General features: G+C 58.9%; 22 protein-coding genes. 12 read left to right on the top strand and 10 right to left on the bottom strand.

Annotated features, from left to right (window positions below):
- Positions 1 to 37: 37 nt before the first annotated feature.
- Both M5B97_RS04195 and M5B97_RS04190 read right to left on the bottom strand, forming a co-directional pair.
- On the bottom strand, positions 38 to 373 hold the full coding sequence (locus tag M5B97_RS04195) for a transcriptional regulator (RefSeq protein ID WP_248730828.1): 336 nt from the start codon (positions 371 to 373) through the stop codon (positions 38 to 40).
- A 74-nt stretch (positions 374 to 447) separates the two neighbouring features.
- The gene (locus M5B97_RS04190; RefSeq protein ID WP_134659866.1) at positions 448 to 684 is read right to left on the bottom strand and encodes a glutaredoxin family protein; all 237 of its coding nucleotides are present in this window, start codon (positions 682 to 684) and stop codon (positions 448 to 450) included.
- A 157-nt stretch (positions 685 to 841) separates the two neighbouring features.
- Between M5B97_RS04190 and M5B97_RS04185 the strand changes: the two genes are divergently transcribed.
- Entirely contained in the window at positions 842 to 2560 is a 1719-nt protein-coding gene (locus tag M5B97_RS04185) for a monovalent cation:proton antiporter-2 (CPA2) family protein (RefSeq protein ID WP_248730827.1), read from the top strand.
- Here the strand turns inward: M5B97_RS04185 and M5B97_RS04180 are convergent.
- Complete coding sequence (locus M5B97_RS04180; RefSeq protein WP_248730826.1) at positions 2547 to 3755, bottom strand: ammonium transporter; 1209 nt, start codon at positions 3753 to 3755, stop codon at positions 2547 to 2549. The genes M5B97_RS04185 and M5B97_RS04180 overlap by 14 nt on opposite strands.
- Before the next feature lie 345 nt (positions 3756 to 4100).
- Between M5B97_RS04180 and M5B97_RS04175 the strand changes: the two genes are divergently transcribed.
- The 7 genes from M5B97_RS04175 to M5B97_RS04145 all read left to right on the top strand — a co-directional run bounded on the left by M5B97_RS04175 (position 4101) and on the right by M5B97_RS04145 (position 11744).
- Positions 4101 to 4415: a YqjD family protein gene (locus M5B97_RS04175; protein WP_123715985.1), complete on the top strand. Its 315-nt coding sequence runs from the start codon at positions 4101 to 4103 to the stop codon at positions 4413 to 4415.
- A gap of 2 nt (positions 4416 to 4417) precedes the next feature.
- Entirely contained in the window at positions 4418 to 4804 is a 387-nt protein-coding gene (locus M5B97_RS04170; protein ID WP_123715984.1) for a phage holin family protein, read from the top strand.
- Positions 4801 to 5142 carry a hypothetical protein gene (locus M5B97_RS04165; protein WP_134659862.1) on the top strand — a complete coding sequence of 114 codons (342 nt, stop codon included), beginning with the start codon at positions 4801 to 4803 and terminating at the stop codon, positions 5140 to 5142. The genes M5B97_RS04170 and M5B97_RS04165 overlap by 4 nt, the downstream gene beginning before the upstream one ends.
- 195 nt (positions 5143 to 5337) lie before the next feature.
- On the top strand, positions 5338 to 6669 hold the full coding sequence (locus M5B97_RS04160) for a deoxyguanosinetriphosphate triphosphohydrolase (RefSeq protein WP_123715982.1): 1332 nt from the start codon (positions 5338 to 5340) through the stop codon (positions 6667 to 6669).
- 166 nt (positions 6670 to 6835) lie between these two features.
- Complete coding sequence (locus M5B97_RS04155; protein ID WP_134659858.1) at positions 6836 to 7219, top strand: response regulator; 384 nt, start codon at positions 6836 to 6838, stop codon at positions 7217 to 7219.
- A gap of 254 nt (positions 7220 to 7473) precedes the next feature.
- Positions 7474 to 8100: a response regulator transcription factor gene (locus M5B97_RS04150; protein WP_123715980.1), complete on the top strand. Its 627-nt coding sequence runs from the start codon at positions 7474 to 7476 to the stop codon at positions 8098 to 8100.
- Positions 8101 to 8108: 8 nt separating this feature from the next.
- Positions 8109 to 11744 carry a transporter substrate-binding domain-containing protein gene (locus tag M5B97_RS04145; RefSeq protein WP_248730825.1) on the top strand — a complete coding sequence of 1212 codons (3636 nt, stop codon included), beginning with the start codon at positions 8109 to 8111 and terminating at the stop codon, positions 11742 to 11744.
- 177 nt (positions 11745 to 11921) lie between these two features.
- Here the strand turns inward: M5B97_RS04145 and M5B97_RS04140 are convergent, their stop codons facing one another.
- Positions 11922 to 12404 carry a GAF domain-containing protein gene (locus tag M5B97_RS04140; protein ID WP_248730824.1) on the bottom strand — a complete coding sequence of 161 codons (483 nt, stop codon included), beginning with the start codon at positions 12402 to 12404 and terminating at the stop codon, positions 11922 to 11924.
- Positions 12401 to 13291, bottom strand: coding sequence for an ATP-binding protein (locus M5B97_RS04135; RefSeq protein WP_134659850.1), 891 nt, complete (start codon positions 13289 to 13291; stop codon positions 12401 to 12403). Before M5B97_RS04135 ends, M5B97_RS04140 begins: the two co-directional genes overlap by 4 nt.
- A 163-nt stretch (positions 13292 to 13454) precedes the next feature.
- On the opposite strand from M5B97_RS04135, the gene M5B97_RS04130 reads away from it, so the two are divergent.
- Positions 13455 to 15764, top strand: a complete 2310-nt coding sequence (locus M5B97_RS04130) for a response regulator (RefSeq protein WP_248730915.1) — start codon at positions 13455 to 13457, stop codon at positions 15762 to 15764.
- Here the strand turns inward: M5B97_RS04130 and M5B97_RS04125 are convergent.
- The 3 genes from M5B97_RS04125 to msrB all read right to left on the bottom strand — a co-directional run bounded on the left by M5B97_RS04125 (position 15745) and on the right by msrB (position 17212).
- Positions 15745 to 16209: a MarR family transcriptional regulator gene (locus M5B97_RS04125; protein ID WP_123715977.1), complete on the bottom strand. Its 465-nt coding sequence runs from the start codon at positions 16207 to 16209 to the stop codon at positions 15745 to 15747. The two genes, M5B97_RS04130 and M5B97_RS04125, sit on opposite strands and share 20 nt — an antisense overlap.
- Positions 16206 to 16691, bottom strand: a complete 486-nt coding sequence (locus tag M5B97_RS04120; RefSeq protein ID WP_248730823.1) for a glutathione peroxidase — start codon at positions 16689 to 16691, stop codon at positions 16206 to 16208. Before M5B97_RS04120 ends, M5B97_RS04125 begins: the two co-directional genes overlap by 4 nt.
- 128 nt (positions 16692 to 16819) lie before the next feature.
- Positions 16820 to 17212 carry a peptide-methionine (R)-S-oxide reductase MsrB gene (gene msrB / locus M5B97_RS04115; RefSeq protein WP_123715975.1) on the bottom strand — a complete coding sequence of 131 codons (393 nt, stop codon included), beginning with the start codon at positions 17210 to 17212 and terminating at the stop codon, positions 16820 to 16822.
- A gap of 202 nt (positions 17213 to 17414) precedes the next feature.
- On the opposite strand from msrB, the gene M5B97_RS04110 reads away from it, so the two are divergent.
- Both M5B97_RS04110 and htpX read left to right on the top strand, forming a co-directional pair.
- A complete protein-coding gene (locus M5B97_RS04110) occupies positions 17415 to 18626 on the top strand; it encodes a pyridoxal phosphate-dependent aminotransferase (RefSeq protein WP_025857865.1) in 1212 nt (403 codons plus the stop codon).
- Between the two features lie 304 nt (positions 18627 to 18930).
- Entirely contained in the window at positions 18931 to 19818 is an 888-nt protein-coding gene (gene htpX, locus M5B97_RS04105; protein ID WP_060753271.1) for a protease HtpX, read from the top strand.
- A gap of 55 nt (positions 19819 to 19873) precedes the next feature.
- On the opposite strand, the gene M5B97_RS04100 is transcribed toward htpX, so the two are convergent.
- Entirely contained in the window at positions 19874 to 20530 is a 657-nt protein-coding gene (locus M5B97_RS04100; RefSeq protein WP_248730822.1) for a thiopurine S-methyltransferase, read from the bottom strand.
- A 103-nt stretch (positions 20531 to 20633) separates the two neighbouring features.
- Here M5B97_RS04100 and M5B97_RS04095 point away from each other — a divergent pair, with 103 nt between their 5' ends.
- On the top strand, positions 20634 to 21401 hold the full coding sequence (locus M5B97_RS04095) for a class III extradiol ring-cleavage dioxygenase (RefSeq protein WP_248730821.1): 768 nt from the start codon (positions 20634 to 20636) through the stop codon (positions 21399 to 21401).
- A gap of 163 nt (positions 21402 to 21564) precedes the next feature.
- Here the strand turns inward: M5B97_RS04095 and M5B97_RS04090 are convergent, their stop codons facing one another.
- On the bottom strand, positions 21565 to 23238 hold the full coding sequence (locus M5B97_RS04090; protein WP_123715972.1) for a DEAD/DEAH box helicase: 1674 nt from the start codon (positions 23236 to 23238) through the stop codon (positions 21565 to 21567).
- Positions 23239 to 23373 lie beyond the last annotated feature (135 nt).

The following is a 23373-nucleotide window of genomic DNA, read 5'->3' as shown; positions in this document are numbered from 1 at the left end:
TATCCCGCAAGGAGCGGTATCGAGCCTAGGGCCGATCTCAAGCCTTGGCCAATTGCGTACGCAGGATGGGCGAAGCACTCGCGGCCTCGGTGAACTCCTTGAGCCAGCGCAGCACATCTACCGCTTCCCAGCGGCCGGGATCGTACAACGCGTACAGCAAGCCCTGATAACCCACCACATCCAATTGCTTGTGATAACCGGCACGCTGGAACAACGCCTCGATCTCCGCAAAGCAGGTGTTGAAATGCACTTTGTTAAATGGCGTCTTGCCTTCCGTGACCAGGCCGTCGAGGCGCAGCCCGTTCACCGCATCGCGCACGACATCGGCGGACATGCGATTGACGCTGCTTTTCAGTTGTTCAACATTCACCACGGGCGTTCCCTCTATTCAATCGCTGTACAAACATACAGTAACGCAATATTTGGAAACCCGCCATCGCATAAAGGCTAGAGCAAGAATGCCACTACCTGTTCCGTGTCGAACGGCCAATCCAGCTCAGCCCCGGTGTCTACCCGGCGAAGCACCGGAATCCGCAGGCCATAAGCTTCGGTCAGGTCGTCGGGGTCGGCGATATCCACCAGCTCCACCAGCAACCCCCGTTCGACGAGCGGCATGATTTCGGCTTCGGCAAGTTCACAAAGGTGGCAACCCAGCGTGCCGAATAACTGGCATTCAGGAGGCATGATGAATGGACCCGTTCAAAAAACAGGCAACCATTCTAAGCCCGGTGACTGCATGAAGCCCACTCCCGCAAAAAACCTGACCCAGGTCACCATGGCCTATAACTGATTCAGCGACTCTCGCGGCTTTTTGCCCGCCCAACCTGCAAGGAAGCTTTCCGTGTTTGCCAACCTGCTGATCATTCTGGCCTCATCCCTGGTGGTGATTGCGCTCTTTCGCCGCCTGCAATTGCCGCCCGTGCTGGGTTATCTGTGCGTCGGCCTGGCCGTCGGCCCCACCGCGCTGGATTGGGTAAATGACAGCGAAGAGCTGCCGGACCTCGCCGAGCTCGGCGTGGTGTTCCTATTGTTCTCCCTGGGCCTGGAGTTCTCCCTGAGCAAAATGCTCGCTCTGCGTCGAGTGGTATTTGGCCTGGGCAGCCTGCAGGTACTGGGGTGTGGCGTGCTACTGGGGGGTGTGCTGATGGGCTTGGGCCTGGCGCCCGGTGTCGCACTGCTACTGGGTGCCGGGCTGGCGTTGTCTTCCACCGCTATCGTCAGCAAGGAGCTGGGCAGCCTCGGGGAAATCTTCAGCAGCCATGGCCAGAATGCAATTGGCGTGCTGCTGTTTCAGGATGTGGTGGCCGTATTGCTGTTGACGTTGGTGCCGGTGTTTGCCGGCAGCAGCACCCAAGCCTGGTACTGGGCGCTGCCACTGACACTGGGCAAAACCGTGGTGCTGTTCGTCGGCCTGTTGTGCGCCAGCCGCTGGCTATTACCGCGGTTATTCCATGAAGTGGCCGCGTCCCATTCGGCGGAGCTGTTTGTGTTGCTGGCGCTGGTGATCGTGCTGCTGACCGCCTGGCTGACGCACCTGCTCGGACTCTCCCCCGCCCTCGGTGCGTTCCTGGCCGGCATGCTGCTGGGGGAAAGCCATTACCGGCACCAGATCGAAGCGGATATCCGACCGTTTCGCGACATTTTGCTGGGCTTGTTTTTCGTCAGTATCGGCATGCTTATCGACCTGCAACTCTTCGTCAGCCACAGTCTGTGGATTTTCGGCCTGACCCTCGCCCTGATGCTGGTCAAAGGTTGCGTGGTGGCGGTATTGGTAAAGTGGCGGGGCAGCGACAGCGAAACCGCCTGGCGCAGTGGCCTGGCCCTGGCCCAGGGTGGCGAATTCTGTTTTGCACTGATGGCGCAGATGCAACAAAGCCGGTTGATTCCCGATGAATTCAATGCCCTGCTGCTCGCCGCCACATTCTGCTCGATGCTGCTCACCCCGCTGTTGCTGCGCGCCGCACCGGCGATCGCCCAGCGCCTGCACCGCAAACCCAATCTGCAAGTGCAACTGGAGGAAATCGCCGCGCTCAACGCCCAGTTACGCAGTCATGCGGTGATTTGCGGATATGGCCGGGTCGGGCAATCCATCGGGCGTTTTCTACGCCGCGAACAGCAGGCGTTTATCGCACTGGATGACGATCCGGAACGGGTACAGGAAGCAGCCACTGAAGACAGCAGCGTGCACTACGGTGACTGTCGCCGTGGCGCCTTGCTGAGTGCGGTCGGGCTGGAACGGGCGCGTTTGGTGGTGATCGCTGTGGACAACACGGACGTAGCCCTGGTGGTGCTCAGGGAAGCGCGACGGATCAACCCTGACGTGCCGATCCTGGTGCGTACCCGCGATGACAGCCAACTGGCCGAACTGAAAGCTGCAGGCGCCAGCGAAGTGGTGCCCGAACTGCTGGAGTCGAGCCTGATGCTCGCCTCCCACGCCTTGATCCTGTTGGGCCTGCCGGACCAACACGTACAGGCGCGGGTGGACGAAGTGCGACATAACCGCTATCGCCTGCTGCACGGGTTCCACCCGCAGGCAGAGCCGCCTGTCAGTCCTGATTGACTGCGCCGATTTTGTGGATCGACAGGTCGGCGCCGTAATACTCATCTTCCTGGCTCAGGCGCAGCCCGTGTACGCGCTTGATCAGGCCATAGACCAGCAGGCCACCGACCAGCGCCACCGCTACGCCAAGGCCCGTACCGATCAGTTGACTGATCAGACTGACACCGCCCAGGCCGCCGAGGGCCGACTGGCCGAAGATGCCGCAGGCGATACCGCCCCAGACGCCACACAGGCCATGCAGCGGCCATACACCCAGCACGTCGTCGATCTTCCAGCGATCCTGAGACGCAATGAAGAACCACACAAACAGCCCGCCCGCGACAGCCCCGGTGACCAGCGCGCCCACCGGGTGCATCAGGTCAGAACCGGCGCAGATTGCCACCAGCCCGGCCAGCGGGCCGTTATGCAGGAAGCCCGGGTCATTACGACCAATGATCAGCGCCGCGACCGTCCCACCGACCATCGCCATCAGCGAGTTGACGGCGACGAGGCCGCTGACGCCGCTGAGGGTTTGCGCACTCATCACGTTAAAGCCGAACCAGCCGACGATGAGAATCCACGAGCCCAATGCCAGAAACGGAATGCTCGACGGCGCGAACGCCACCAATCGCCCCTCCCTGTATCGGCCATTACGCGGCCCCAGCAGCAAGACCGCCGCCAATGCCAACCAACCGCCCATGGCGTGCACCACCACAGAACCGGCGAAATCATGGAAGCCGGCACCAAAGGCTGCGAGCAGCCAGGCTTGCAAGCCGAAATTGCCGTTCCACACCATGCCTTCGAAAAACGGGTAAATAAACGCTACGATCAAGGCGGTGGCGCACAACTGGGGAGCAAACTTCGCGCGCTCGGCAATACCGCCGGAAATAATGGCCGGGATCGCTGCCGCGAACGTCAGCAGAAAGAAGAACTTCACCAGGCCGTAGCCGTGATCGGCGCTGATCACCGCCGCCGGTTGCATGAAGCTCACGCCATAAGAAATCCAATAGCCTATAAAGAAATAGGCCAGGGTGGAGATGGCGAAGTCGCTGAGGATCTTCGACAAGGCATTCACCTGGTTTTTCTGGCGCACAGTGCCGACTTCCAGGAACGCAAAGCCGGCGTGCATGGCCAGTACCATGACCGCACCGATCAGAATGAACAGGGTGTTGGAGCTGTGGACCAAGGTGTCCACCGCACTTTGCAAGTTTTCCATGAGCGTTGGCAGGCCTGCATCAAAGGCAAAAAGCACCAAAGCGGTTCAAGCCTGGGTTTCACGCACTAAATTGGCACCACCAGCCCCGCCCCTCTTCAGGGGACGTGAACCGCTTTAGTGCAGCGATCAACACAACAGGCCGTTACCGAAAGGGTTTTTCCGCGAGTTTCAGTTTTTAGGGTAAGGTTTTTGCGGGCTTGAGGCCCGAGCGCCCGGATTCAGCGCAGCCTCTTGGGGCTGCGCACCAAGGAAAAGCAAAAGCTGTACCAGACAATTGCACTGAACCTTCACCGAAGCCGGTGACTCGAAACCGTACGTACCGATCAGCCACTCACGGAGATAACCATGGCCAGAAAAACGGCAAAGACTGCTCAAGAAATACTGATGGAAGATTTTCAAACCCTGGTTGCCGACACCGAGAAGTTGCTGGACGACACTGCGGTGCTGGCCGGCGACCAGGCCGATGAGCTACGCAGCAAGATCCACGAGAGCCTGCTCAAGGCCCGTGAAACCCTGCAACTGACTGAGGAATCCCTGCGTGAACGCGGGCAGGCGGCGGTCGCTGCCACCGAGGATTACGTGCAGGCCAACCCTTGGCAGTCAGTCGGTATTGCCGCTGGCGTGGGCTTTCTGATTGGCCTGCTGGCCACAAGGCGCTAACCATGTCTATCGGCGAAACCGAGTCGTCCAAGGGCGCAAGCTCAACCTCGAGACGCCTGGGCGCGGCCGTTCTAGGCTTGCTGCACAGCCACGTCGAGTTGTTTGGCATCGAACTGCAGGAACAGAAGTCGCGCACCGTCAGCTTGCTGTTGTTTGCCGGCCTCGCGCTGGTGTTTGCCTTGCTGTTACTGGTGGGGCTGTCGGCGCTGCTGATGATTCTGGTGTGGGACACCTACCGTCTCACCGGGATCATCAGCCTCTGCGTGTTTTACATCCTGGCCGCCGCGTTCTGCGGGTTGCGCTTGAAAGCGGCGGTTTTCGATGAATCCACACCTTTCCACGCCACCCTGGAAGAGTTGGCCAATGATCGGGAGCGCCTGCTGCCATGAGCCTGACTGAAATCCCGCCATCCAGCTCACGCCGGGAAATGCGCAAGGCGTTGATCCGCCTGCGCATGGAAATGCATCGCCAGGAGATCCGCCACGAGTCCCAGCAACTGATGGCGCCCCTGCACAAAATGCGCGACATGCGCCATAACTGGCAAGACAGCCTGGGGATCAAGCACGCGCCGCTATGGGGCGTTGCAGCGGTGACGCTGCTCGGCTTTTTTACCGGCAAAGGCGCCAAGGGCGGCAGTATCAGCAGCGTGACGCGCTTGGTGCGATTGGGTGCCGGGTTGATCCCGCTGATCAAGCTGGCCATGCAAGGCGCCTCGCGCAGAGGCTGAACCGCACCGGCTGCCTGTTACAGACAGTATCGGCCCGGGCCTCATCAGAAGAGGGCCGGGCCTTTTTTCGCCCCCACGTTTGAGCAGGCCTGTGATCGATGAGCAACGACTCGCCTGCTTGTAGATTTTCGCTTGCCCAGGCCACGCCGAACCCGGAAGCTGGGCAGATCCTTCAACGAACGGAGAGCACCCGCCTTGGATTGGCCCACCCTGCTGACTCGCGAACGCCTTGGTAAACCCCTGCACAGCCCGGAAGAACTGGGCCGTAGCCCATTTCATAAAGATCACGACCGCATTATCTTCTCAGGTGCATTCCGGCGCCTGGGCCGCAAGACCCAAGTGCATCCGGTATCGAGCAACGACCATATCCACACGCGCCTGACCCATTCACTGGAAGTCAGTTGCGTTGGCCGCTCCCTCGGCATGCGCGTAGGCGAGACCCTGCGCAGCGCCCTGCCCGACTGGTGCGACCCGAGTGACCTGGGCATGGTGGTGCAATCGGCTTGCCTGGCCCATGACATCGGCAACCCGCCTTTCGGGCATTCCGGCGAAGATGCCATTCGCCACTGGTTTCAGCAGGCGGCGGGCCGTGGCTGGCTGGACGACATGACCAGCGCCGAACGCAATGATTTCCTTAATTTCGAAGGCAATGCCCAGGGCTTTCGGGTACTGACCCAGCTGGAATACCACCAGTTCGACGGTGGCACGCGGCTGACCTACGCCACCTTGGGCACCTACCTGAAATACCCCTGGACCGCCCGTCACGCCGACTCGTTGGGCTACAAGAAACACAAGTTCGGCTGTTACCAGAGCGAGCTGCCGATTCTTGAGCAGATCGCCCACAAACTCGGGCTGCCACAACTGGAAGAGCAACGCTGGGCGCGTCACCCGTTGGTTTACCTGATGGAGGCCGCGGACGATATCTGCTACGCGCTGATCGACCTGGAAGACGGGCTGGAGATGGACCTGCTGGAGTATGCCGAGGTCGAATCGCTGCTGCTCGACCTGGTGGGCGACGACCTGCCACAGACCTATCGACAGTTGGGTGCGCTGGACTCCCGCCGCCGCAAACTGGCTATCTTGCGCGGCAAGGCGATCGAGCACCTGACCAACGCTGCGGCACGCGCGTTTGTCGAACAGCAGGACGCCCTGCTGGCCGGCACCCTGCCTGGCGATCTGGTCGAGCACATGCATGGGCCTGCCAAGCGTTGCGTACTGGATGCCAAAGACATGGCGCGCAAGAAAATTTTCCAGGACAAGCGCAAGACCTTGCATGAAATCGGGGCCTACACCACCCTGGAAATCCTGTTGAACGCGTTTTGCGGTGCAGCCCTGGAACAACATGGCGGGCGCACGCCGTCGTTCAAGAACCGCCGCATCCTCGACTTGCTGGGCAATAGTGCACCGGACCCTGCCTGGTCATTGCATGCCTCGTTTCTGCGCATGATCGACTTCATCGCCGGCATGACTGACAGTTACGCCACCGAGATGGCACGCGAGATGACTGGCCGTTCCAGCCCTCAATAAGCGTCGAATCCAGCAGCCTGTTCCCTGAAGAGAATTACCCTACGAAGGGAACAGAGCGGCCTGATCGAATTCGTACAGGCACCCGAAGAATAATCACGCGCGTTCCTCGCGGGCCTGGCAAACAATTCCTACACCCCATCGATGCTTGACTCACTGCGTGCTCCCTATGCCCAGACACTCTCTTCGTATTCTTGTGGTGGAAGATCATCCCTTTCAACTCCTGGCCACCCAATGCCTGCTCAAAAGCTTCGGTTTCAGTCAACTGATGCCGGTGGAAAATGCCGAACAAGCCATCCGGACGATGACCCAATCCGAATTACCCTTCGACCTGATGCTCTGCGACCAGTGCCTGCCTGACTTACCCGGGCTCGAATTGATAGAAATAGCCAGCCGTGGCCGTTTTATCAGTAGTGCGATTCTGCTCAGTGGGTTACCTGCCACCGAGTTGAGTAACCTGGCCACACAAGCTGCGCAGCGAGGCCTGCCCGTATTAGGGTATCTGTCCAAGCCATTGAACAAAGATGAACTTGAAAGACTATTAAATCGATAAATGTAGGACGTTAAACATATCAGCTGATGAAAAACGACGCTAAGTGCACCGTAAACTCCCTGCTACCTTCATTCATTGAATTCGCCTCCAAAACTCCCGTCCTCCCATTCACAATCACCCTATAGCTGGTAGGCGCATGCCTTTTTTTATGTAGGATCTTTCTTGTTTTATATCTACGCCGTGGGCATTGATCCTCCTCACCCGTCTTCTGAGCTAATGTGCCCGCTTTATTTGCATCGGCGCGGAGCGTGATTATGAATACGGTTTTTATTATTGACGACCATCCTGTTATACGACTGGCCATTAGAATGCTACTTGAACATGAAGGTTACAAAGTAGTTGGCGAAACAGACAATGGTTGCGATGCCATACAAATGGTCCGCGAGTGTCTCCCGGATCTGGTTATTCTCGATATCAGCATCCCGAAACTTGATGGTCTCGAAGTACTCTGCCGATTCAACGCAATGAATACTTCGATGAAAACGCTGGTGCTCACGGCCCAGTGTCCTACCTTGTTTGCAACACGCTGCATGCGCTCGGGTGCTGAAGGCTATGTCTGCAAGGAAGGTGACCTCAGCGAGCTGCTGAGTGCGATCCGTGCGGTACTGTCCGGTTACAACTATTTCCCCAGCCAGGCATTGAATGGCAACGGCAGCGAAGGCGTGGACACGCAGGAGTTGGAATTATTCAAAACAGTCAACGATCGAGAGTTGATGGTCTTACAACTTTTTGCCCAAGGGCGAACTAATAAAGAAATAGCCAAAGGCATGTTCTTGAGCAATAAAACAGTCAGCACTTATAAAAAGAGGCTCATGCAGAAGCTCAAAGCCAAATCCTTGGTAGAACTCATCGAGATGGCAAAACGAAACGCGCTAGTGTGAGAAAGCGGATGCCCAGTCGTATAAAGGACTATCTGATTGTAATAAGTGCCGGTTTGTGCTTCAGCACTGCCGTGTTCGCACAATACCAACCCGAGCCGGAACATTTCACTTTATTAAGTCGTGCAGGAACCGTTCAACTCGACATTCAACTGGACAGAGCACAGCGCCAGTGGCTGCAGAACAAGCGAGAGCTGGTGCTGGGCACTTCCGCACCTGACTACCCCCCTTTCGACCTCACTTCCAGCGGCCATGATTATGAAGGCCTCACCGCTGATTACGCCGGGCTGCTGTCCAAGGCACTCTCCTTGCCGGTCAAGGTCGTGCGCTACGCTTCCCGCAAGGCCTCCATCCAAGCCTTGGAAGCGGGTGACATTGATCTGCTGGGTTCCTCGAACGGCTTTGAGGCCGCTAACCCGAAACTCATCCTGTCCGCGCCGTATGCCGTGGACCAGCCGGTGCTGGTCACTCGCGAGGGTGAAACCCGCAGCCTCAACGATGGCCTGGCGGGACTGCGCCTGAGCCTCGTCTATCATTACCTGCCCCTGAGCGAAGTGGAAAAGCTGTACCCCAACGCGGTCATTCGCGCCTATCCCTCGTATCAAAATGCCTTGAATGCGGTGGCCTTCGACCAGGCGGATGTGTTTCTGGGCGACACCATTTCCACCCATTACATGATCAACAAGGGCTATCTCAAGAATATCCACATGGCTAACTTCGGCAAACATGAGGCCTTCGGTTTCAGCTTTGCACTGCGCCAGGACCAACACATCCTCTTGAGCATTATCGACTCGGTACTGGCAGCCGTGCCCACCAACGAACGGGACAGCATCGCCAAGCGCTGGAGTGCCGGTAGCGACATCCTGCTGACCGACAAGAAACTGCAACTGACCCAACGCGAGGAACGCTGGCTGAAACAGCATCCCGTGGTGAAGGTCGTGGTGAACGAAACCTTTGCGCCGCTGACCTTCTTCGATGCGGACGGCAACTTCCGCGGCATTACCGCCGACCTCCTGGAGTTGATTCGCTTGCGCACCGGCCTGCGTTTCGTGATCCAGAGCGGTCGCGAAGTCAACGACATGATCGAGCAAGTCACCAGCGGCAAAGTGGATATGATCGGCGCCATCGTGCCCAGCAACGAAAGGGAAACACAGCTCAACTTCAGTCGCCCCTATCTGGAAAACTCCTACGTACTGCTGACACGCAAGGAGCCGGGGGCGCCCTTGAGCCTTGAACAGATGGCTGGAAAACGCCTGGCCATAACCCAGGGCAACCCGCTGGCCAGCACCTTGGGCAAGGACTTCCCACAGGTCCACCTGGTGGAAACCAGCGACACCTTCAAGGCATCGGAACTGCTCGCACAAGGCCATGTGGACGGCGCCGTGAACTCGCTGGTGATCGCCAACTATTTCCTCTCCTCGCAGGTCTTCCAGGACAAACTGCAGATCAGCAGCACAATAGGCACGGTTCCGGCCACATTCGCCTTGGCCACATCACGCCACGCCACCGAACTGAGTTCAATCCTCGACAAAGCATTGCTCAGTATCGCCCCGGACGAAATGGGCGTGATCAACAGCCGCTGGCGTGGCTACACCGCTGCGTCCGACAGCTATTGGCGCAACTACCATCAACTGATCGCCCGGATCGTTATCGGCACCGGGTTGCTGCTGTTGATCTCCTTGACCTGGAACGCCTACATGCGCCGCCAGATCAAGCATCGGAAAATGGCCGAGCGCGCCCTCAACGACCAGTTCGAGTTCATGCGTGCATTGGTCAATGAAACCCCGCACCCGATCTACGTACGTGATCGCAAGGGCCTGTTGCAGACCTGCAACGACAGTTACCTCCAGGTGTTCGACGTCAAGCGTGAAGACGTCATCGGCAAGAGCGCGATCCAGATGAGCATGGCCCTTGAATCGGAGGCGGCGCAGTATCACGCCGACTATCAGCGAGTAGTCGCCGAAGGTAACCCGCTGATTCTGGATCGCACCCTGCATATCCACGACAAGAAACTGACCATCTACCACTGGATCCTGCCTTACCGCGACTCCACCGGCGAAGTCCAAGGCATCATCGGTGGCTGGATCGACATCAGTGAACGGCGCCAACTGTTTGATGAACTGCGCGCGGCCAAGGAGCGCGCCGACGAAGCCAACCGCGCCAAGAGCACGTTCCTTGCCACCATGAGCCATGAGATCCGCACGCCGATGAACGCCGTGATCGGTATGCTCGAACTGACACTCAAGCGCGCTGACCAAGGGCATCTGGATCGACCGGCCATCGAAGTAGCGTACAACTCGGCCAAGGACCTGCTGGAACTGATCGGCGATATTCTGGACATCGCACGCATTGAGTCCGGCCGTCTCAGCCTCGCTCCGGAACGTGTCAACCTGCGGGATGTGATTGAGTCCGTGGTACGCGTCTTCGACGGGCTTGCACGCCAGAAAACCCTCAGCCTGTTGCTGGAGTTCAAACCCGACCTGACTGACATCGAGGTCCAGATTGACCCGCTGCGCTTCAAGCAAGTGCTGTCCAACCTGGTGAGCAACGCGATCAAGTTCACCGAACGCGGGCAGGTGAAGATCAAAGTGGAGGTGCTGCCTGCTCTAGCACCGGAACAGGTCGAGCTCAAACTGGTGGTGGAGGACACCGGCATCGGTATCAGCAGGGACGACCAGTTACGCTTGTTCGAACCGTTCGCCCAAGCGGACAACTCGGGACACCTGGCCAGGAGCGGCGCAGGGCTGGGGTTGGTGATCTGTCGCAGCCTGTGCGCGATGATGGGCGGTCAGTTAAGCCTCAGCAGCGTGCCCATGGTCGGCACCCAGGTGCATGTCAGCCTGAAGATGCCGCGCCTGCACAGGCAGAACCAGGTCGGTGAAATAACGCCGGTGGCGGCCGCCCCTACTCCGGTACTCAACGTGCTGGTGGTGGATGACCACCCGGCCAATCGCTTGCTGATGTGCCAGCAACTGGGTTATCTGGGCCACCAGTTCACCGCCGCCGAACACGGTGCGGCCGGTTTCCAGGCGTGGCGCCAGGAACATTTCGATCTGGTGATCGCCGACTGCAACATGCCCATCATGAATGGCTACGAGTTGAGCCGCTCGATCCGTGAGTACGAACAACGCGAACAACTGCCGCCCTGCGTGGTATTGGGCTTTACCGCCAATGCTCAACCGGAGGAACGACAACGATGCGTGCAGGCGGGTATGAACGACTGCCTGTTCAAACCCATCAGCCTCACGGTGTTGGAGCGGCAACTGGCGCACATCGCCCCTCAACCTGCAGGCCCGTGTTTGAACCTGGAATGCCTGGAGGCCCTGACCGGCGGCGACCCGCAATTAAGTCGACGCCTGCTGGAAGAGCTGTTGAACAGCAGTCAGCACGACCGCCACGAACTCATGGGCCTGCTGACTCGACAAGCCCCGCGCCAGGACATCATCGAGCAAGCCCACAAAATCAAAGGAGCCGCCCGTATCGTTCAAGCCCATGCACTGGCGGGGCAATGCGAAGCCCTGGAGCAAGCCTGCTCGCGGAGCGAAGATCGCCCCGTGATCGAAGCCGGTATCAAAGCCCTGGAAAAACTGATGCTGGAGCTGGAAAGGATGTTGCAAACGCAACTTCATGACCTGGATCGCCAATAAGAGGCAGGGTTCAATCAAGCGTAGGTCGCCATCTGTAAGAGCGAGCTTGCTCGCGAAAAACGTCAACGATAACGCAGGTGTCCTGGATGAACGCGGCGCCTGTGCGTTTTTCGCGAGCGAGCTCGCCCCTACAAAAAAGCCTTGACCTGGCACGGGGTTCGCCCCCGCCTCGTTTGTTCAGCAATCAGTCAAGCGCAGGAAAATCGCCGCCAACTGTTCAATCCCAACCTGGTCCTGGGGCGTAAAGCGGGCCAGCGACGGGCTGTCGAGGTCGAGGACGCCAATCAACCGGTTGTTCTTGACCAGAGGCACCACCAACTCGCTGTTGGAAGCGCTGTCGCACGCAATGTGCCCAGGGAATGCGTGCACATCCTCCACCCGCTGGGTTTGCCGTGAAGCCGCAGCCGCACCACACACACCCCGACCGAACGGAATTCGCACACAGGCGATCAGCCCTTGGAAGGGCCCCAGCACCAGCTCTTCATTACGATTGAGGTAGAAGCCTGCCCAGTTCAGATCATCCAGCTGGTTGAACAGGAACGCGGAAAACTGCGCACTGTTGGCGATGAAATCACGCTCATCGGCCAACAGCGACTCCAGTTGCGCGCAGAGCATGGCGTAGCCATCAAGGCCGTTACCTGCCTGTTGTAAATCGATCATGGTTGACGTTCCAGCAATTTGAGACCTACCCAGTAACGGGCAAATTGATAGGCACACCGGCCATTGCGGTTGCCGCGTCCGGTAGCCCAGCGTACGGCGAGGATATCGAGCGCTTCATCGCGTTGCCACTGCAAACCGGCTTTACTGGCCAGCTCACCGATCCAGTGCTCCACCACATCCAGGAAGTGTTCCTGTGTAAACGGGTAAAACGACAGCCACAAGCCAAAACGGTCAGACAAGGCGATCTTGTCCTCAACGGCCTCGCTCGGGTGCAGCTCGCCGTCTACGCGCTTCCAGTTGTCGTTATCGCTCTGGTTTTCCGGCACCAGATGGCGGCGGTTGGAGGTGGCGTACAGCAACACGTTTTCCGGCGCCTGCTCCAATGAGCCGTCGAGTACGCTTTTGAGCACACGGTAATCACCTTCACCGGCTTCGAACGACAGGTCGTCACAGAACAGGATGAAACGTTGCGGCAGCTTGAGCAGTTGCTCGACCACACGCGGCAGGTCGGCCAGGTGATCGCGCTCGATCTCGATCAGGCGCAAACCCGCCTTGGCGTGGTGGGCCAGCAACGCGCGCACCATGGACGATTTGCCGGTACCGCGCGAGCCCCACAGCAACGCATGGTTGGCGGGCAGGCCTTCGATAAATTGTTGGGTGTTGCGGGCCAATTGCTCACGTTGCCTGTCAACACCGATCAGATCGGACAGGCGCATGTCCAGGCTGACGTCCAGCGGCAACAGGAAGCCTGTACGGCCCTCACGCTGCCAGCGGGCGGCCAGGCATTGGTTCCAGTCGATCGCTTGGCGTGGCGCGGGCAACAAGGGCTCCAGGCGCGCGAGCACCGCATCGGCCCGTTCAAGAAAGGCATTCAATCGAGAATCCACAATTATTCCTCTGGCAAGTTCTTGCAAAAGATGGCGTATTGGCAACCCTGCGGGCGACCGCACGAGTCTGCGTAAAAAACGATTTATGCCGGGTAAGCCAGAGCCTGTGGATGTTCAGCTATGCTTGCCGGGCGAAGGGAAACGTGAAGTGGTTCAACACTCGATGGATATCAAGTTCGCCCACCGCTTGTCTTATAAACAAGCCAGATTGACTGTGCTGGTCGGTTTCGTCTTGGGAACCCTGCTCAGCCTGATCCAAATCGGTATTGATTATGCCAGCGAAGACGCATCCATCAACCGTGAAATACGTTCGCTGATCGAAATCAGCCATAACCCCGCCTCACGTATCGCCTACAACATCGATGCCGAACTCGCCCAGGAGCTGACCCTGGGCCTGTTGCACTCCCCTGCCATCACCCACGCGCAGCTGATCGACAACAACGGTGTGGTGCTGGCAGACGTGGGCCGCCCGCCCAGGGAAAGCAGCTACAGGCCGCTCAGTGATTTTCTGTTTGGCGCCAGTCGTCAGTTCGAAGACCGGTTGTTCCTGAGCCATATGCCCAATGACTCGCTTGGGGTGCTGCGACTGGACGTAGACACCTACGCCTTTGGTAGCCGTTTCCTGCACCGCGCCGAGATTACCCTGCTCAACGGCTTTGCCCGTAGCCTGCTGCTGACCGGCATACTGCTGGCGTTGTTCTATGTCATGTTGACCCAGCCGCTGGTACGCATTATTCGCGCCTTGAGCACCAGTAAGCAGACCCACCTGGAATGCCCGCCCGGGCACGAAAACGACGAAATCGGCGTACTGGTGAATGTCGCCAACCAGCAGTTCGAAAACATGCAGACCGAAATCCAGCAGCGCCGTCACGCTGAAGACCGTCTCACCGAATACCTCGGACAACTGGAAGATATCGTCTCTGCGCGGACCCTTGAACTCAAAGCCAGCAACCAGCGCTTGAGCCAATCCAACGATGAACTGGAGGCCGCAAAAATGACCGCCCTGGGCATGGCCCAGGCACGGGCGGCCTTCCTGGCCAATATGAGCCACGAAATCCGCACACCGCTGAACGGCCTGCTGGGGATGATCGCCCTGTCGCTGGACAGCCCATTGAACGCCGAGCAGCGCCAGCAACTGTCCATCGCCCATGATTCGGGCAAAGTGCTGGTGGAATTGCTCAACGATATCCTGGACCTGTCCAAGTTCGACGCAGGCCAGTTGGAGCTGGAGCACATCCCGTTCGACCTCGGCTCACTGGTGGAAGACACCGCTAATTTGCTGTCGCAGAACGCCGCTCCAAGTGTCGAGCTGACCTGCCTGATCGACCCGCAATTCCCCGCCCAGGTCATTGGCGACCCGACCCGCGTACGCCAAATCGTCAGCAACCTGCTCTCTAACGCGTTGAAGTTCACGCGCTTCGGCCGGGTCGACGTACGCCTGCGCGCTCAAGCAGACCGGGTAAGCATTGAAGTGTGCGACACCGGCATCGGCATTGCCCAGGAAGCACAGGTGAAGATCTTCCAGCCGTTCACTCAGGCGGGCGCCGGCATCACCCGTCAGTTCGGCGGCACCGGGCTGGGCCTGGCATTGACCTACAACCTGTGCGAAGCGATGAAGGGACGCCTGACTATCAGCTCGGAGGTTGGGTTTGGCAGCCAGTTCTGTGCCGATCTTCCGTTACCCACACATTTGCCGGCCACACGCCATGCCCCGCTCACGGGCGAAGTCATTGCCATCACCAACGCGGGCAGCGGCCTGACGGAACTGCTCACCACGCTGCTACCCCACTGGGGACTGACACCGCGCTGCTATTCCCAGGACGATGATATGAGCGGCCAAACCCCGGACCTGCTGATCACGGACTGCCCCGAGTGCCTGTTCCGCCTGCGCCCGACGATCAGTTCGCCGATTCTGGTGGTGACTGCCTATGGCAACTTCATGCCCAGTGAAGAAGTGGCCGCCCTTGCGCCGTTGCAGCAACAGGCACGCCCGTTGAGCCGCAACGCGTTGTACCAGATCCTGCAACGTAACCTGCATTGCGGCACGCCCTTGATCCAGGACCCGGTCCAGGTGGAAGCCGCCCCTCTTGCTCACCGGGCGCGCATCCTGCTGGTGGAAGACAATCCGGTCAATCAACTGGTGGCCAAGGGCATGCTCAGCAAAATGGGGTGCAAGGTCATCGTCGCCGCCCATGGTGGCGAAGCACTCAAGCTTCTTGAAGACCAGGGCTTTGACATGGTGCTGATGGACTGCAACATGCCGGTGATGGACGGCTACGAGGCGAGTCGGCAGATTCGTCGCAGCGGGCGTTGGCCGGACTTGCCCATCGTCGCCCTAACCGCCAATGCAATGTCCGAAGAGCGCGAGCGTTGCCGGGCAGCGGGGATGAACGACTATCTGGCCAAGCCGTTTCGCCGTGAAGAACTCAACGCATTGCTGGACCTGTGGGTGCCTAAGACGTCACCCCTTTGAGCTGCGCCAGCAACTGGTCCAGTCCATCGCGCAGGGCATCGGCCTGATTCAGGTCAATGCCACTGTCGCACAGTAAACGGGTTTTCAAGCTCCGGGTCTGGCCACGCAATTGCACACCGGCTTCACTCAGCCTCAGGTGCACTTCCCGCTCATCCTTGGCGCTGCGCTGACGCCTCACCAGTGCAAGCTGCTCAAGCCGCTTGAGCAACGGCGTCAGCGTGCCCGAATCCAGCATCAGTCGTTCACCCAGCGCCTTGACCGTAGGGTGCGCCGGTGCAGCGTCGTGCCATTCCCATAACACCAGCATTACCACGTATTGCGGATAGGTCAGGCCCAACTGCTCCAGCATCGGCTTATAGGCTCGGGTAACCGCCCGTGAGGCGGCGTAGAGTTTGAAACATAACTGGTTGTCCAGGGCCAGGGACACGGCAGGCAAATCGCTCATTTGAGCAACGCTTCGATCTCTTGGGTCAGGTCCTCAGGCTTGGTGGTCGGGGCAAAACGCTTGACCACCTGACCGTTGCGACCGATGAGGAACTTGGTGAAGTTCCACTTGATGCCCTTGGAACCGAGCAGGCCAGGCGCCTGTTTTTTCAATTGAACAAACAAAGGGTGAGCATCGCTGCCATTGACGTCGATCTTCTTGAACAGCGGGAAACTCACGCCGAAGTTCAACTCGCAAAACTCGGATATTGCCCCTTCGTTGCCCGGTTCCTGCTTGCCGAACTGGTTGCAGGGAAAACCCAGCACCACCAGCCCCTGGTCTTTGTACTGCTGCCAGAGTTGCTCCAACCCTTTGTACTGCGGTGTGAAACCACATTTGCTGGCGGTATTGACCACCAGGATGGCCTTGCCGGCAAAATCGGCCAAGGTCTTCTGCTCACCCTTGATGGTGGTGCAAGGGATGCTCAGCAGGTTGTCGCTCATGGCAATGCCTCGATTCAAATGGAGAGAGTTAAAACATAGCGGTCAATTAAATTGCGTGCAATTTAATTGACCGTATTGATACCTCTTCATAGGCCGCCCTCGCGAGATTCGCGAGGGCGGCTCAGACGTCAGCGCGGCACCAGATCCAGGCACACGGAGTTGATGCAGTAACGCAGGCCAGTCGGGGGCGGGCCGTCCGGGAACACATGGCCCAGATGGGCATCACATTTGGCGCAGGTGACTTCGGTACGGATCATGCCGTGGCTGACGTCGCGGATCTCGATCATCGCACTGTCGGCAATCGGCGCGTAGAAGCTCGGCCAGCCGCAGCCCGAATCGAATTTCGTGGTGGAGTCGAACAGCGGCTCATTGCAGCAGATGCAGTGGTACACGCCGTCAGTCTTGGTGCCATTGTATTTGCCGCTGAAAGGTCGCTCGGTGCCCTTGAGACGGCACACGTTGTACTGCTCTGGATCGAGCATCGCCTTCCATTCATCAACGGTTTTCTGCAACTTTTCCATCGGTACACCTCGGCAACTGAAAAACCCTGATCTGTGTCTTTTCCATGGATCAGGCGGCACGTATGATTGCGCCTCTTCAAAACGCCAGTCTGGCACCCACGCTACCGGCATTCAAACGTATTTATGGGTGCGGGCCTCGCTGGATTCACAGTACGGTAGTGTCCACGCCGTCTGGATCGTTCATTTTCAGGATCACATCGCCATGCAGGTCAGCAAATCGAACAAGCTCGCCAACGTCTGCTACGACATTCGCGGCCCAGTGCTCAAGCACGCCAAACGCCTGGAAGAGGAAGGCCATCGCATCCTCAAGCTGAACATTGGCAACCCGGCGCCCTTTGGTTTCGAAGCGCCGGACGAAATTCTCCAGGATGTGATCCGCAACCTGCCGACCGCCCAGGGCTACAGCGACTCCAAGGGTCTGTTCAGCGCACGTAAAGCGGTGATGCAGTACTACCAGCAAAAGCAGGTCGAAGGGGTCGGCATCGAAGACATCTACCTGGGCAACGGGGTGTCCGAACTGATCGTGATGTCCATGCAGGCCCTGCTCAACAATGGCGACGAAGTGCTGGTGCCGGCACCGGATTACCCGCTGTGGACCGCCGCCGTGACCCTGGCCGGCGGCCACCCGGTGCACTATCTGTGTGACGAAGGCGCCGACTGGTTCCCGGACCTGGCCGACATCAAGGCCAAGATCACCCCGAACACCAAGGCCCTGGTAATCATCAACCCGAACAACCCTACGGGCGCCGTGTACTCCAGGGAGGTGCTGCTGGGCATGCTTGAGCTGGCACGCCAACATAACCTGGTGGTGTTCTCCGACGAGATCTACGACAAGATCCTCTATGACGACGCCGTGCACGTGTGCACCGCCTCGCTGGCGCCGGACCTGCTGTGCCTGACCTTCAACGGCCTGTCCAAGTCCTACCGCGTAGCCGGTTTCCGTTCCGGCTGGATCGCCATCTCCGGCCCCAAGCACAACGCGCAGAGCTACATCGAAGGCATCGACATGCTGGCCAACATGCGTCTATGCGCCAATGTGCCGAGCCAGCACGCGATCCAGACGGCCCTCGGTGGGTATCAGAGCATCAATGACCTAGTGTTGCCCCAAGGCCGCCTGCTGGAGCAACGCAACCGCACCTGGGAGTTGCTCAACGCGATTCCTGGCGTCAGTTGCGTAAAGCCCATGGGAGCGCTGTACGCCTTCCCGCGGATCGACCCGAAAGTGTGCCCGATCCTCAACGACGAGAAGTTCGTGCTCGACCTGTTGCTGTCGGAAAAGCTGCTGGTGGTCCAGGGCACCGCGTTCAACTGGCCATGGCCTGATCACTTCCGCGTGGTGACCTTGCCGCGCGTGGATGACCTGGACATGGCCATTGGTCGCATCGGCAACTTCCTCAAGTCCTATCGCCAGTAACGGTTCTATCGCTGTGCGACCCTCATTCGGTCGTACAGCGAGTATCTGGCAACACTTCTTTGCCCTTCCCCTCCGCCTTCCCCGGGACTGCTCCCAAGGAATCGGCAAGTCCCTATAATTACGGGGCGACAGGGCAAAATTGTGGTTATGAGGGCAAGCTTGGCGGGTCGGAAAATCCTTTCAAGGCTCTACATTCAGGCTGTAGGACACAGTTTGAAATAGTCGCTCGGTTGAATCACCCCATCCCGCACCTTATATACCCCGCAGTACGCGACATATTAAGCATGAGGAGAACTCTACAACCATGATGCGCATCCTGCTGTTCTTGGCCACTAACCTGGCGGTCGTGCTGATTGCCAGCATCACCCTGAGCCTTTTCGGCTTCAACGGGTTCATGGCGGCCAACGGGGTTGACCTGAACCTCAATCAGCTGCTGGTTTTCTGTGCGGTCTTTGGTTTCGCCGGCTCGCTGTTCTCGCTGTTCATCTCCAAGTGGATGGCGAAGATGAGCACCAGCACCCAGGTCATCACCCAGCCACGTACCCGGCATGAGCAATGGTTGCTGCAGACCGTGGAGCAACTGTCCCGTGACGCCGGCATCAAGATGCCCGAGGTGGGGATTTTCCCGGCTTACGAGGCCAATGCCTTCGCCACCGGCTGGAACAAGAACGACGCGCTCGTTGCGGTGAGCCAGGGCATGCTGGAACGCTTCTCGTACGACGAAGTGAAAGCGGTGCTGGCCCACGAGATCGGCCACGTGGCCAACGGTGACATGGTCACACTGGCATTGGTGCAAGGGGTAGTGAACACCTTCGTGATGTTCTTTGCGCGAATCATCGGCAACTTTGTCGACAAGGTGATCTTCAAGAACGAAGAAGGCCGCGGCATCGCCTATTACGTGGCGACCATCTTTGCCGAACTGGTGCTGGGCTTCCTGGCCAGCGCAATCACCATGTGGTTCTCGCGCAAACGGGAATTCCGTGCAGACGAAGCCGGCGCCCGCCTGGCCGGCACCGGGGCAATGATCGCAGCGCTGCAACACCTGCGCTCCGAACAGGGCCTGCCGGTACACATGCCGGACAGCCTGACCGCATTCGGCATCAACGGGGGCATCAAACAGGGCATGGCTCGCCTGTTCATGAGCCACCCGCCACTGGAAGAGCGTATCGACGCATTGCGCCGTCGCGGCTGATTGCCAGTAACGTAAAAAAGGGGCGATTGTATCGCCCCTTTTTCGTGGCCGCGGTTTATACCTTGGATAACCGATAGGCGCGTTCCTCAAGGCGAGTCACGCCATCCTGCACAAACTTCCAGCTCTCACCCAGGATGTCCTGCTCTTCCAGCACCTCCAGCGTCCATTGCTCACCCAACAGCTCCCGCACCTCCTCATCCGGCACCGCAAACGGCGGCCCGGCCTTTTGCAGTTGATCGTAATCGAGGGTGATCAACAGCCCCTGGCAACCAGGGCGCAGCAAGGTGTTCAGATGCTCGGCGTACTGCGCACGCATCAACGGCGGCAACGCGATCAGTGCGGCACGGTCATACAGCGCAGTGCAATCAGCCAGCGGTTCGGCGCCCAAGGCAAAAAAATCGCCACACCAGATCTCGATAGAATCCGCCTGATACACCTTGAACACACCCTGCTCGCTGATGCGCGGGGTCAGGTTCTGCTCGCTGAAAAACGCCTCAACCGCCTGCTGCGACAGTTCTACACCCAGCACCCGTAACCCTTGGCTTGCCAACCACATCACGTCCAGGCTCTTGCCACACAGCGGCACCAGCACCTTGGAGTCTTCAGCGAGGTCCAATCGTGGCCAGTGCCGTTGCAGATAAGCGTTGACCTGCGGCAAGTGAAAGCCGATCTGATTGTGCGCCCAGCGCTCCCGCCAAAACTTGGGTTCCATGGATCACCCTGAAAATTCGATTAAAAGGGGCTAAAACTTATATTAGATTTAGATCAATGAACTGATTGAAGATGGGCCATGTTAACGCTCAGGACCCCGACTTATGCTGCCTAGCCTGTTTATTTCTCATGGTTCCCCCATGCTTGCCCTGCAACCCGGCGCCAGCGGCCCGGCCCTCCAACGCCTGGCCGCCGAACTGCCGCGACCGAAAGCGATTGTGGTGGTGTCGGCGCACTGGGAAAGCCAAGAGTTGCTGGTCAGTGGCAGTGCTGCCCCGGAAACCTGGCATGACTTCGGCGGCTTCCCGCGCGAGCTATTTGCCGTGCAGTATCCTGCGCCAGGCGACCCGCAATTGGCCAGCCAGATCGTCGAACGGCTGCACGCCGATGGTTTGGCTGCACGCATTGATGAGCGTCGCCCCTATGATCATGGGACATGGGTGCCTTTGTCGTTGATGTACCCGGCGGCGGATATCCCGGTAGTCCAGGTGTCCTTGCCCAGCCACATGGGCCCTGCCTTGCAGACCCGGGTCGGGCATGCCCTCGCCGGCTTGCGTGAACAGGGCATATTGCTGATCGGCTCCGGCAGCATCACCCATAACCTGGGTGAGCTGGACTGGCATGCAGGGCCGCAGAGCATTGAGCCATGGGCGCGGGACTTCCGTGATTGGGTAGTGGACAAGCTTGCCGCCGACGATGAAGCGGCATTGCATGACTACCGCCGTCAGGCACCGAATGCCGTACGCAGCCATCCCAGTGATGAGCACCTGCTGCCGCTGTACTTTGCGCGCGGCGCCGGAGGTGCATTCAGCGTGGCACACCAAGGCTTCACCATGGGTGCGCTGGGCATGGATATCTACCGATTCGGCTGAAGGTGGGAGGCTCCCGATAACGGTGCATCAGTCGCCAACAGGTTGAATGCACCAGCGCCATCGAGGGCAGGTCGAACCCTCGCACCGCACCGCCCACCGGGCAAAAAAAATCCCCGAACCAGTCGGGGATTTTTTATGTGCGATCAATCAGCCCAAGGGCGGATCAATCTTCGCGGTAGCGACGCAGCTTCAACTGCTTACCGGCAACGCGAGTGTCTTTCAGCTTGGCCAGCAGTTTTTCCAGACCGTCTTCCGGCAGCTCCACGAGGGAGAAGCTGTCACGTACCTGGATACGACCGATCGCTTCACGTGCCAGGCCACCCTCGTTGAGGATAGCGCCCAACAGGTTCTTGGCAGCGATACCATCACGCGCGCCCAGCGCGGTACGGCAACGAGCACGACCTTCAGCCAATGGAACCGGAGCACGACGCTCACGATCACCACGGTCTGGACGGTCGCCGGAACGCTCTGGACGATCACCGCGTGGCGCGTTGTTCGGCACCAGCGGGCGCTCTTTCTCGATGGCTGCCAGGGTCAGGGCCTGACCGTTGGTTGCTTTACGCAGCAAGGCTGCAGCCAGTGCACGCGGGGTGCAACCGATATCGGCGGTCAGGCGGTCCAGCAGGTCGCCGTGAGTCGATTCAGCATCAGCCACCAGCGGCGACAGGCTGTTGGTCAGCTTCTTGATGCGGGCATCCAGAACAGCCTGGGCATCCGGCAGGCGGACTTCGGCAACTTTCTGGCCGGTTACACGCTCGATGACTTGCAGCATGCGGCGCTCACGTGGAGTCACCAGCAACAGTGCACGGCCTTCACGACCCGCACGGCCGGTACGGCCGATACGGTGAACGTAGGATTCCGGATCGTACGGCATGTCAACGTTGAACACGTGGGTGATACGTGGAACGTCGAGACCACGGGCAGCCACGTCGGTTGCAACAACGATGTCCAGACGGCCATCCTTGAGGGAGTCGATGACGCGCTCACGTTGGTTCTGGGCGATGTCACCGTTCAACGCCGCCGCTTTATAGCCTTTGGCTTCCAAGGCGCTGGCCAGGTCCAGGGTCGCTTGCTTGGTGCGCACGAACATGATCAGGGCATCGAAGTCTTCGACTTCCAGCAGGCTCAATACAGCCGAGGTCTTCTGGTCAGCGTGAACCAACAGGTGGGCCTGTTCGATCGCGGTAACGGTCTGAGTCTTGGTCTGGATCTTGACGTGCTCCGGATCGCGCAGGTGGCGTTCGGCAATGGCACGGATCGACTGTGGCAGGGTAGCCGAGAACAACACGGTCTGACGGGTTGCAGGCAGTGCCTTGAAGATGACTTCCAGGTCATCCATGAAGCCCAGCTTCAGCATTTCGTCAGCTTCGTCGAGAACCAGGTGGTTCACGGTCGACAATACTTTTTCGTCACGACGCAGGTGGTCGCACAGACGGCCCGGAGTGGCGACAACGATCTGTGCGCCATTACGGATTGCCTTGAGTTGTGGGCCCATAGGCGCGCCGCCGTAAACGGCCACAACGGTTACACCCGGCATTTGCTTGGCGTAGGTTTCAAAGGCGGTTGCTACTTGCAGCGCCAACTCACGAGTTGGCGCCAGGATCAGGGCTTGCGGTTCGCGCTTGGCAGGATCGATGCAATGCAGGATAGGCAGGGCGAAGGCAGCGGTTTTACCGGTACCGGTTTGCGCCTGGCCAATCATGTCTTTGCCGGCCATGATGATCGGGATCGATTGCTGCTGAATCGCCGAAGGCTCTTCGTAGCCGGTCGCTGCGACGGCTGCAAGAATATTCGGGTTAAGATTAAAAGCGGCGAAGCCGCCGGTTTCCTGGGTCATGGGTCTGCCTCTAAGTGCATCCGCAAAGACCCATGCTCCAAAGCTGCGCATGCCGTGTTGAGACTCAAGAGTCGCCCTGGCTGCTTTGTCGGCGGGGATTTGCGAAAACGAATGAATGAAAAAAATTCGTCAAGG

It is taken from the genome of Pseudomonas sp. MWU13-2517 (assembly GCF_023242545.1).
GTDB lineage: Bacteria > Pseudomonadota > Gammaproteobacteria > Pseudomonadales > Pseudomonadaceae > Aquipseudomonas.
This window is presented reverse-complemented; position numbering and strand designations above follow the sequence as displayed.

Coding starts and splice junctions, on each gene's coding strand:
- M5B97_RS04125 (WP_123715977.1), bottom strand. CDS start 16,209: ATGAGCGATTTGCCTGCCGTGTCCCTGGCCCTGGACAACCAGTTATGT.
- msrB (WP_123715975.1), bottom strand. CDS start 17,212: ATGGAAAAGTTGCAGAAAACCGTTGATGAATGGAAGGCGATGCTCGAT.
- M5B97_RS04155 (WP_134659858.1), top strand. CDS start 6,836: ATGCCCAGACACTCTCTTCGTATTCTTGTGGTGGAAGATCATCCCTTT.
- M5B97_RS04110 (WP_025857865.1), top strand. CDS start 17,415: ATGCAGGTCAGCAAATCGAACAAGCTCGCCAACGTCTGCTACGACATT.
- M5B97_RS04130 (WP_248730915.1), top strand. CDS start 13,455: ATGGATATCAAGTTCGCCCACCGCTTGTCTTATAAACAAGCCAGATTG.
- M5B97_RS04145 (WP_248730825.1), top strand. CDS start 8,109: ATGCCCAGTCGTATAAAGGACTATCTGATTGTAATAAGTGCCGGTTTG.
- M5B97_RS04090 (WP_123715972.1), bottom strand. CDS start 23,238: ATGACCCAGGAAACCGGCGGCTTCGCCGCTTTTAATCTTAACCCGAAT.
- htpX (WP_060753271.1), top strand. CDS start 18,931: ATGATGCGCATCCTGCTGTTCTTGGCCACTAACCTGGCGGTCGTGCTG.
- M5B97_RS04150 (WP_123715980.1), top strand. CDS start 7,474: ATGAATACGGTTTTTATTATTGACGACCATCCTGTTATACGACTGGCC.
- M5B97_RS04140 (WP_248730824.1), bottom strand. CDS start 12,404: ATGATCGATTTACAACAGGCAGGTAACGGCCTTGATGGCTACGCCATG.
- M5B97_RS04120 (WP_248730823.1), bottom strand. CDS start 16,691: ATGAGCGACAACCTGCTGAGCATCCCTTGCACCACCATCAAGGGTGAG.
- M5B97_RS04190 (WP_134659866.1), bottom strand. CDS start 684: ATGCCTCCTGAATGCCAGTTATTCGGCACGCTGGGTTGCCACCTTTGT.
- M5B97_RS04170 (WP_123715984.1), top strand. CDS start 4,418: ATGTCTATCGGCGAAACCGAGTCGTCCAAGGGCGCAAGCTCAACCTCG.
- M5B97_RS04095 (WP_248730821.1), top strand. CDS start 20,634: ATGCTGCCTAGCCTGTTTATTTCTCATGGTTCCCCCATGCTTGCCCTG.
- M5B97_RS04100 (WP_248730822.1), bottom strand. CDS start 20,530: ATGGAACCCAAGTTTTGGCGGGAGCGCTGGGCGCACAATCAGATCGGC.
- M5B97_RS04175 (WP_123715985.1), top strand. CDS start 4,101: ATGGCCAGAAAAACGGCAAAGACTGCTCAAGAAATACTGATGGAAGAT.
- M5B97_RS04180 (WP_248730826.1), bottom strand. CDS start 3,755: ATGGAAAACTTGCAAAGTGCGGTGGACACCTTGGTCCACAGCTCCAAC.
- M5B97_RS04165 (WP_134659862.1), top strand. CDS start 4,801: ATGAGCCTGACTGAAATCCCGCCATCCAGCTCACGCCGGGAAATGCGC.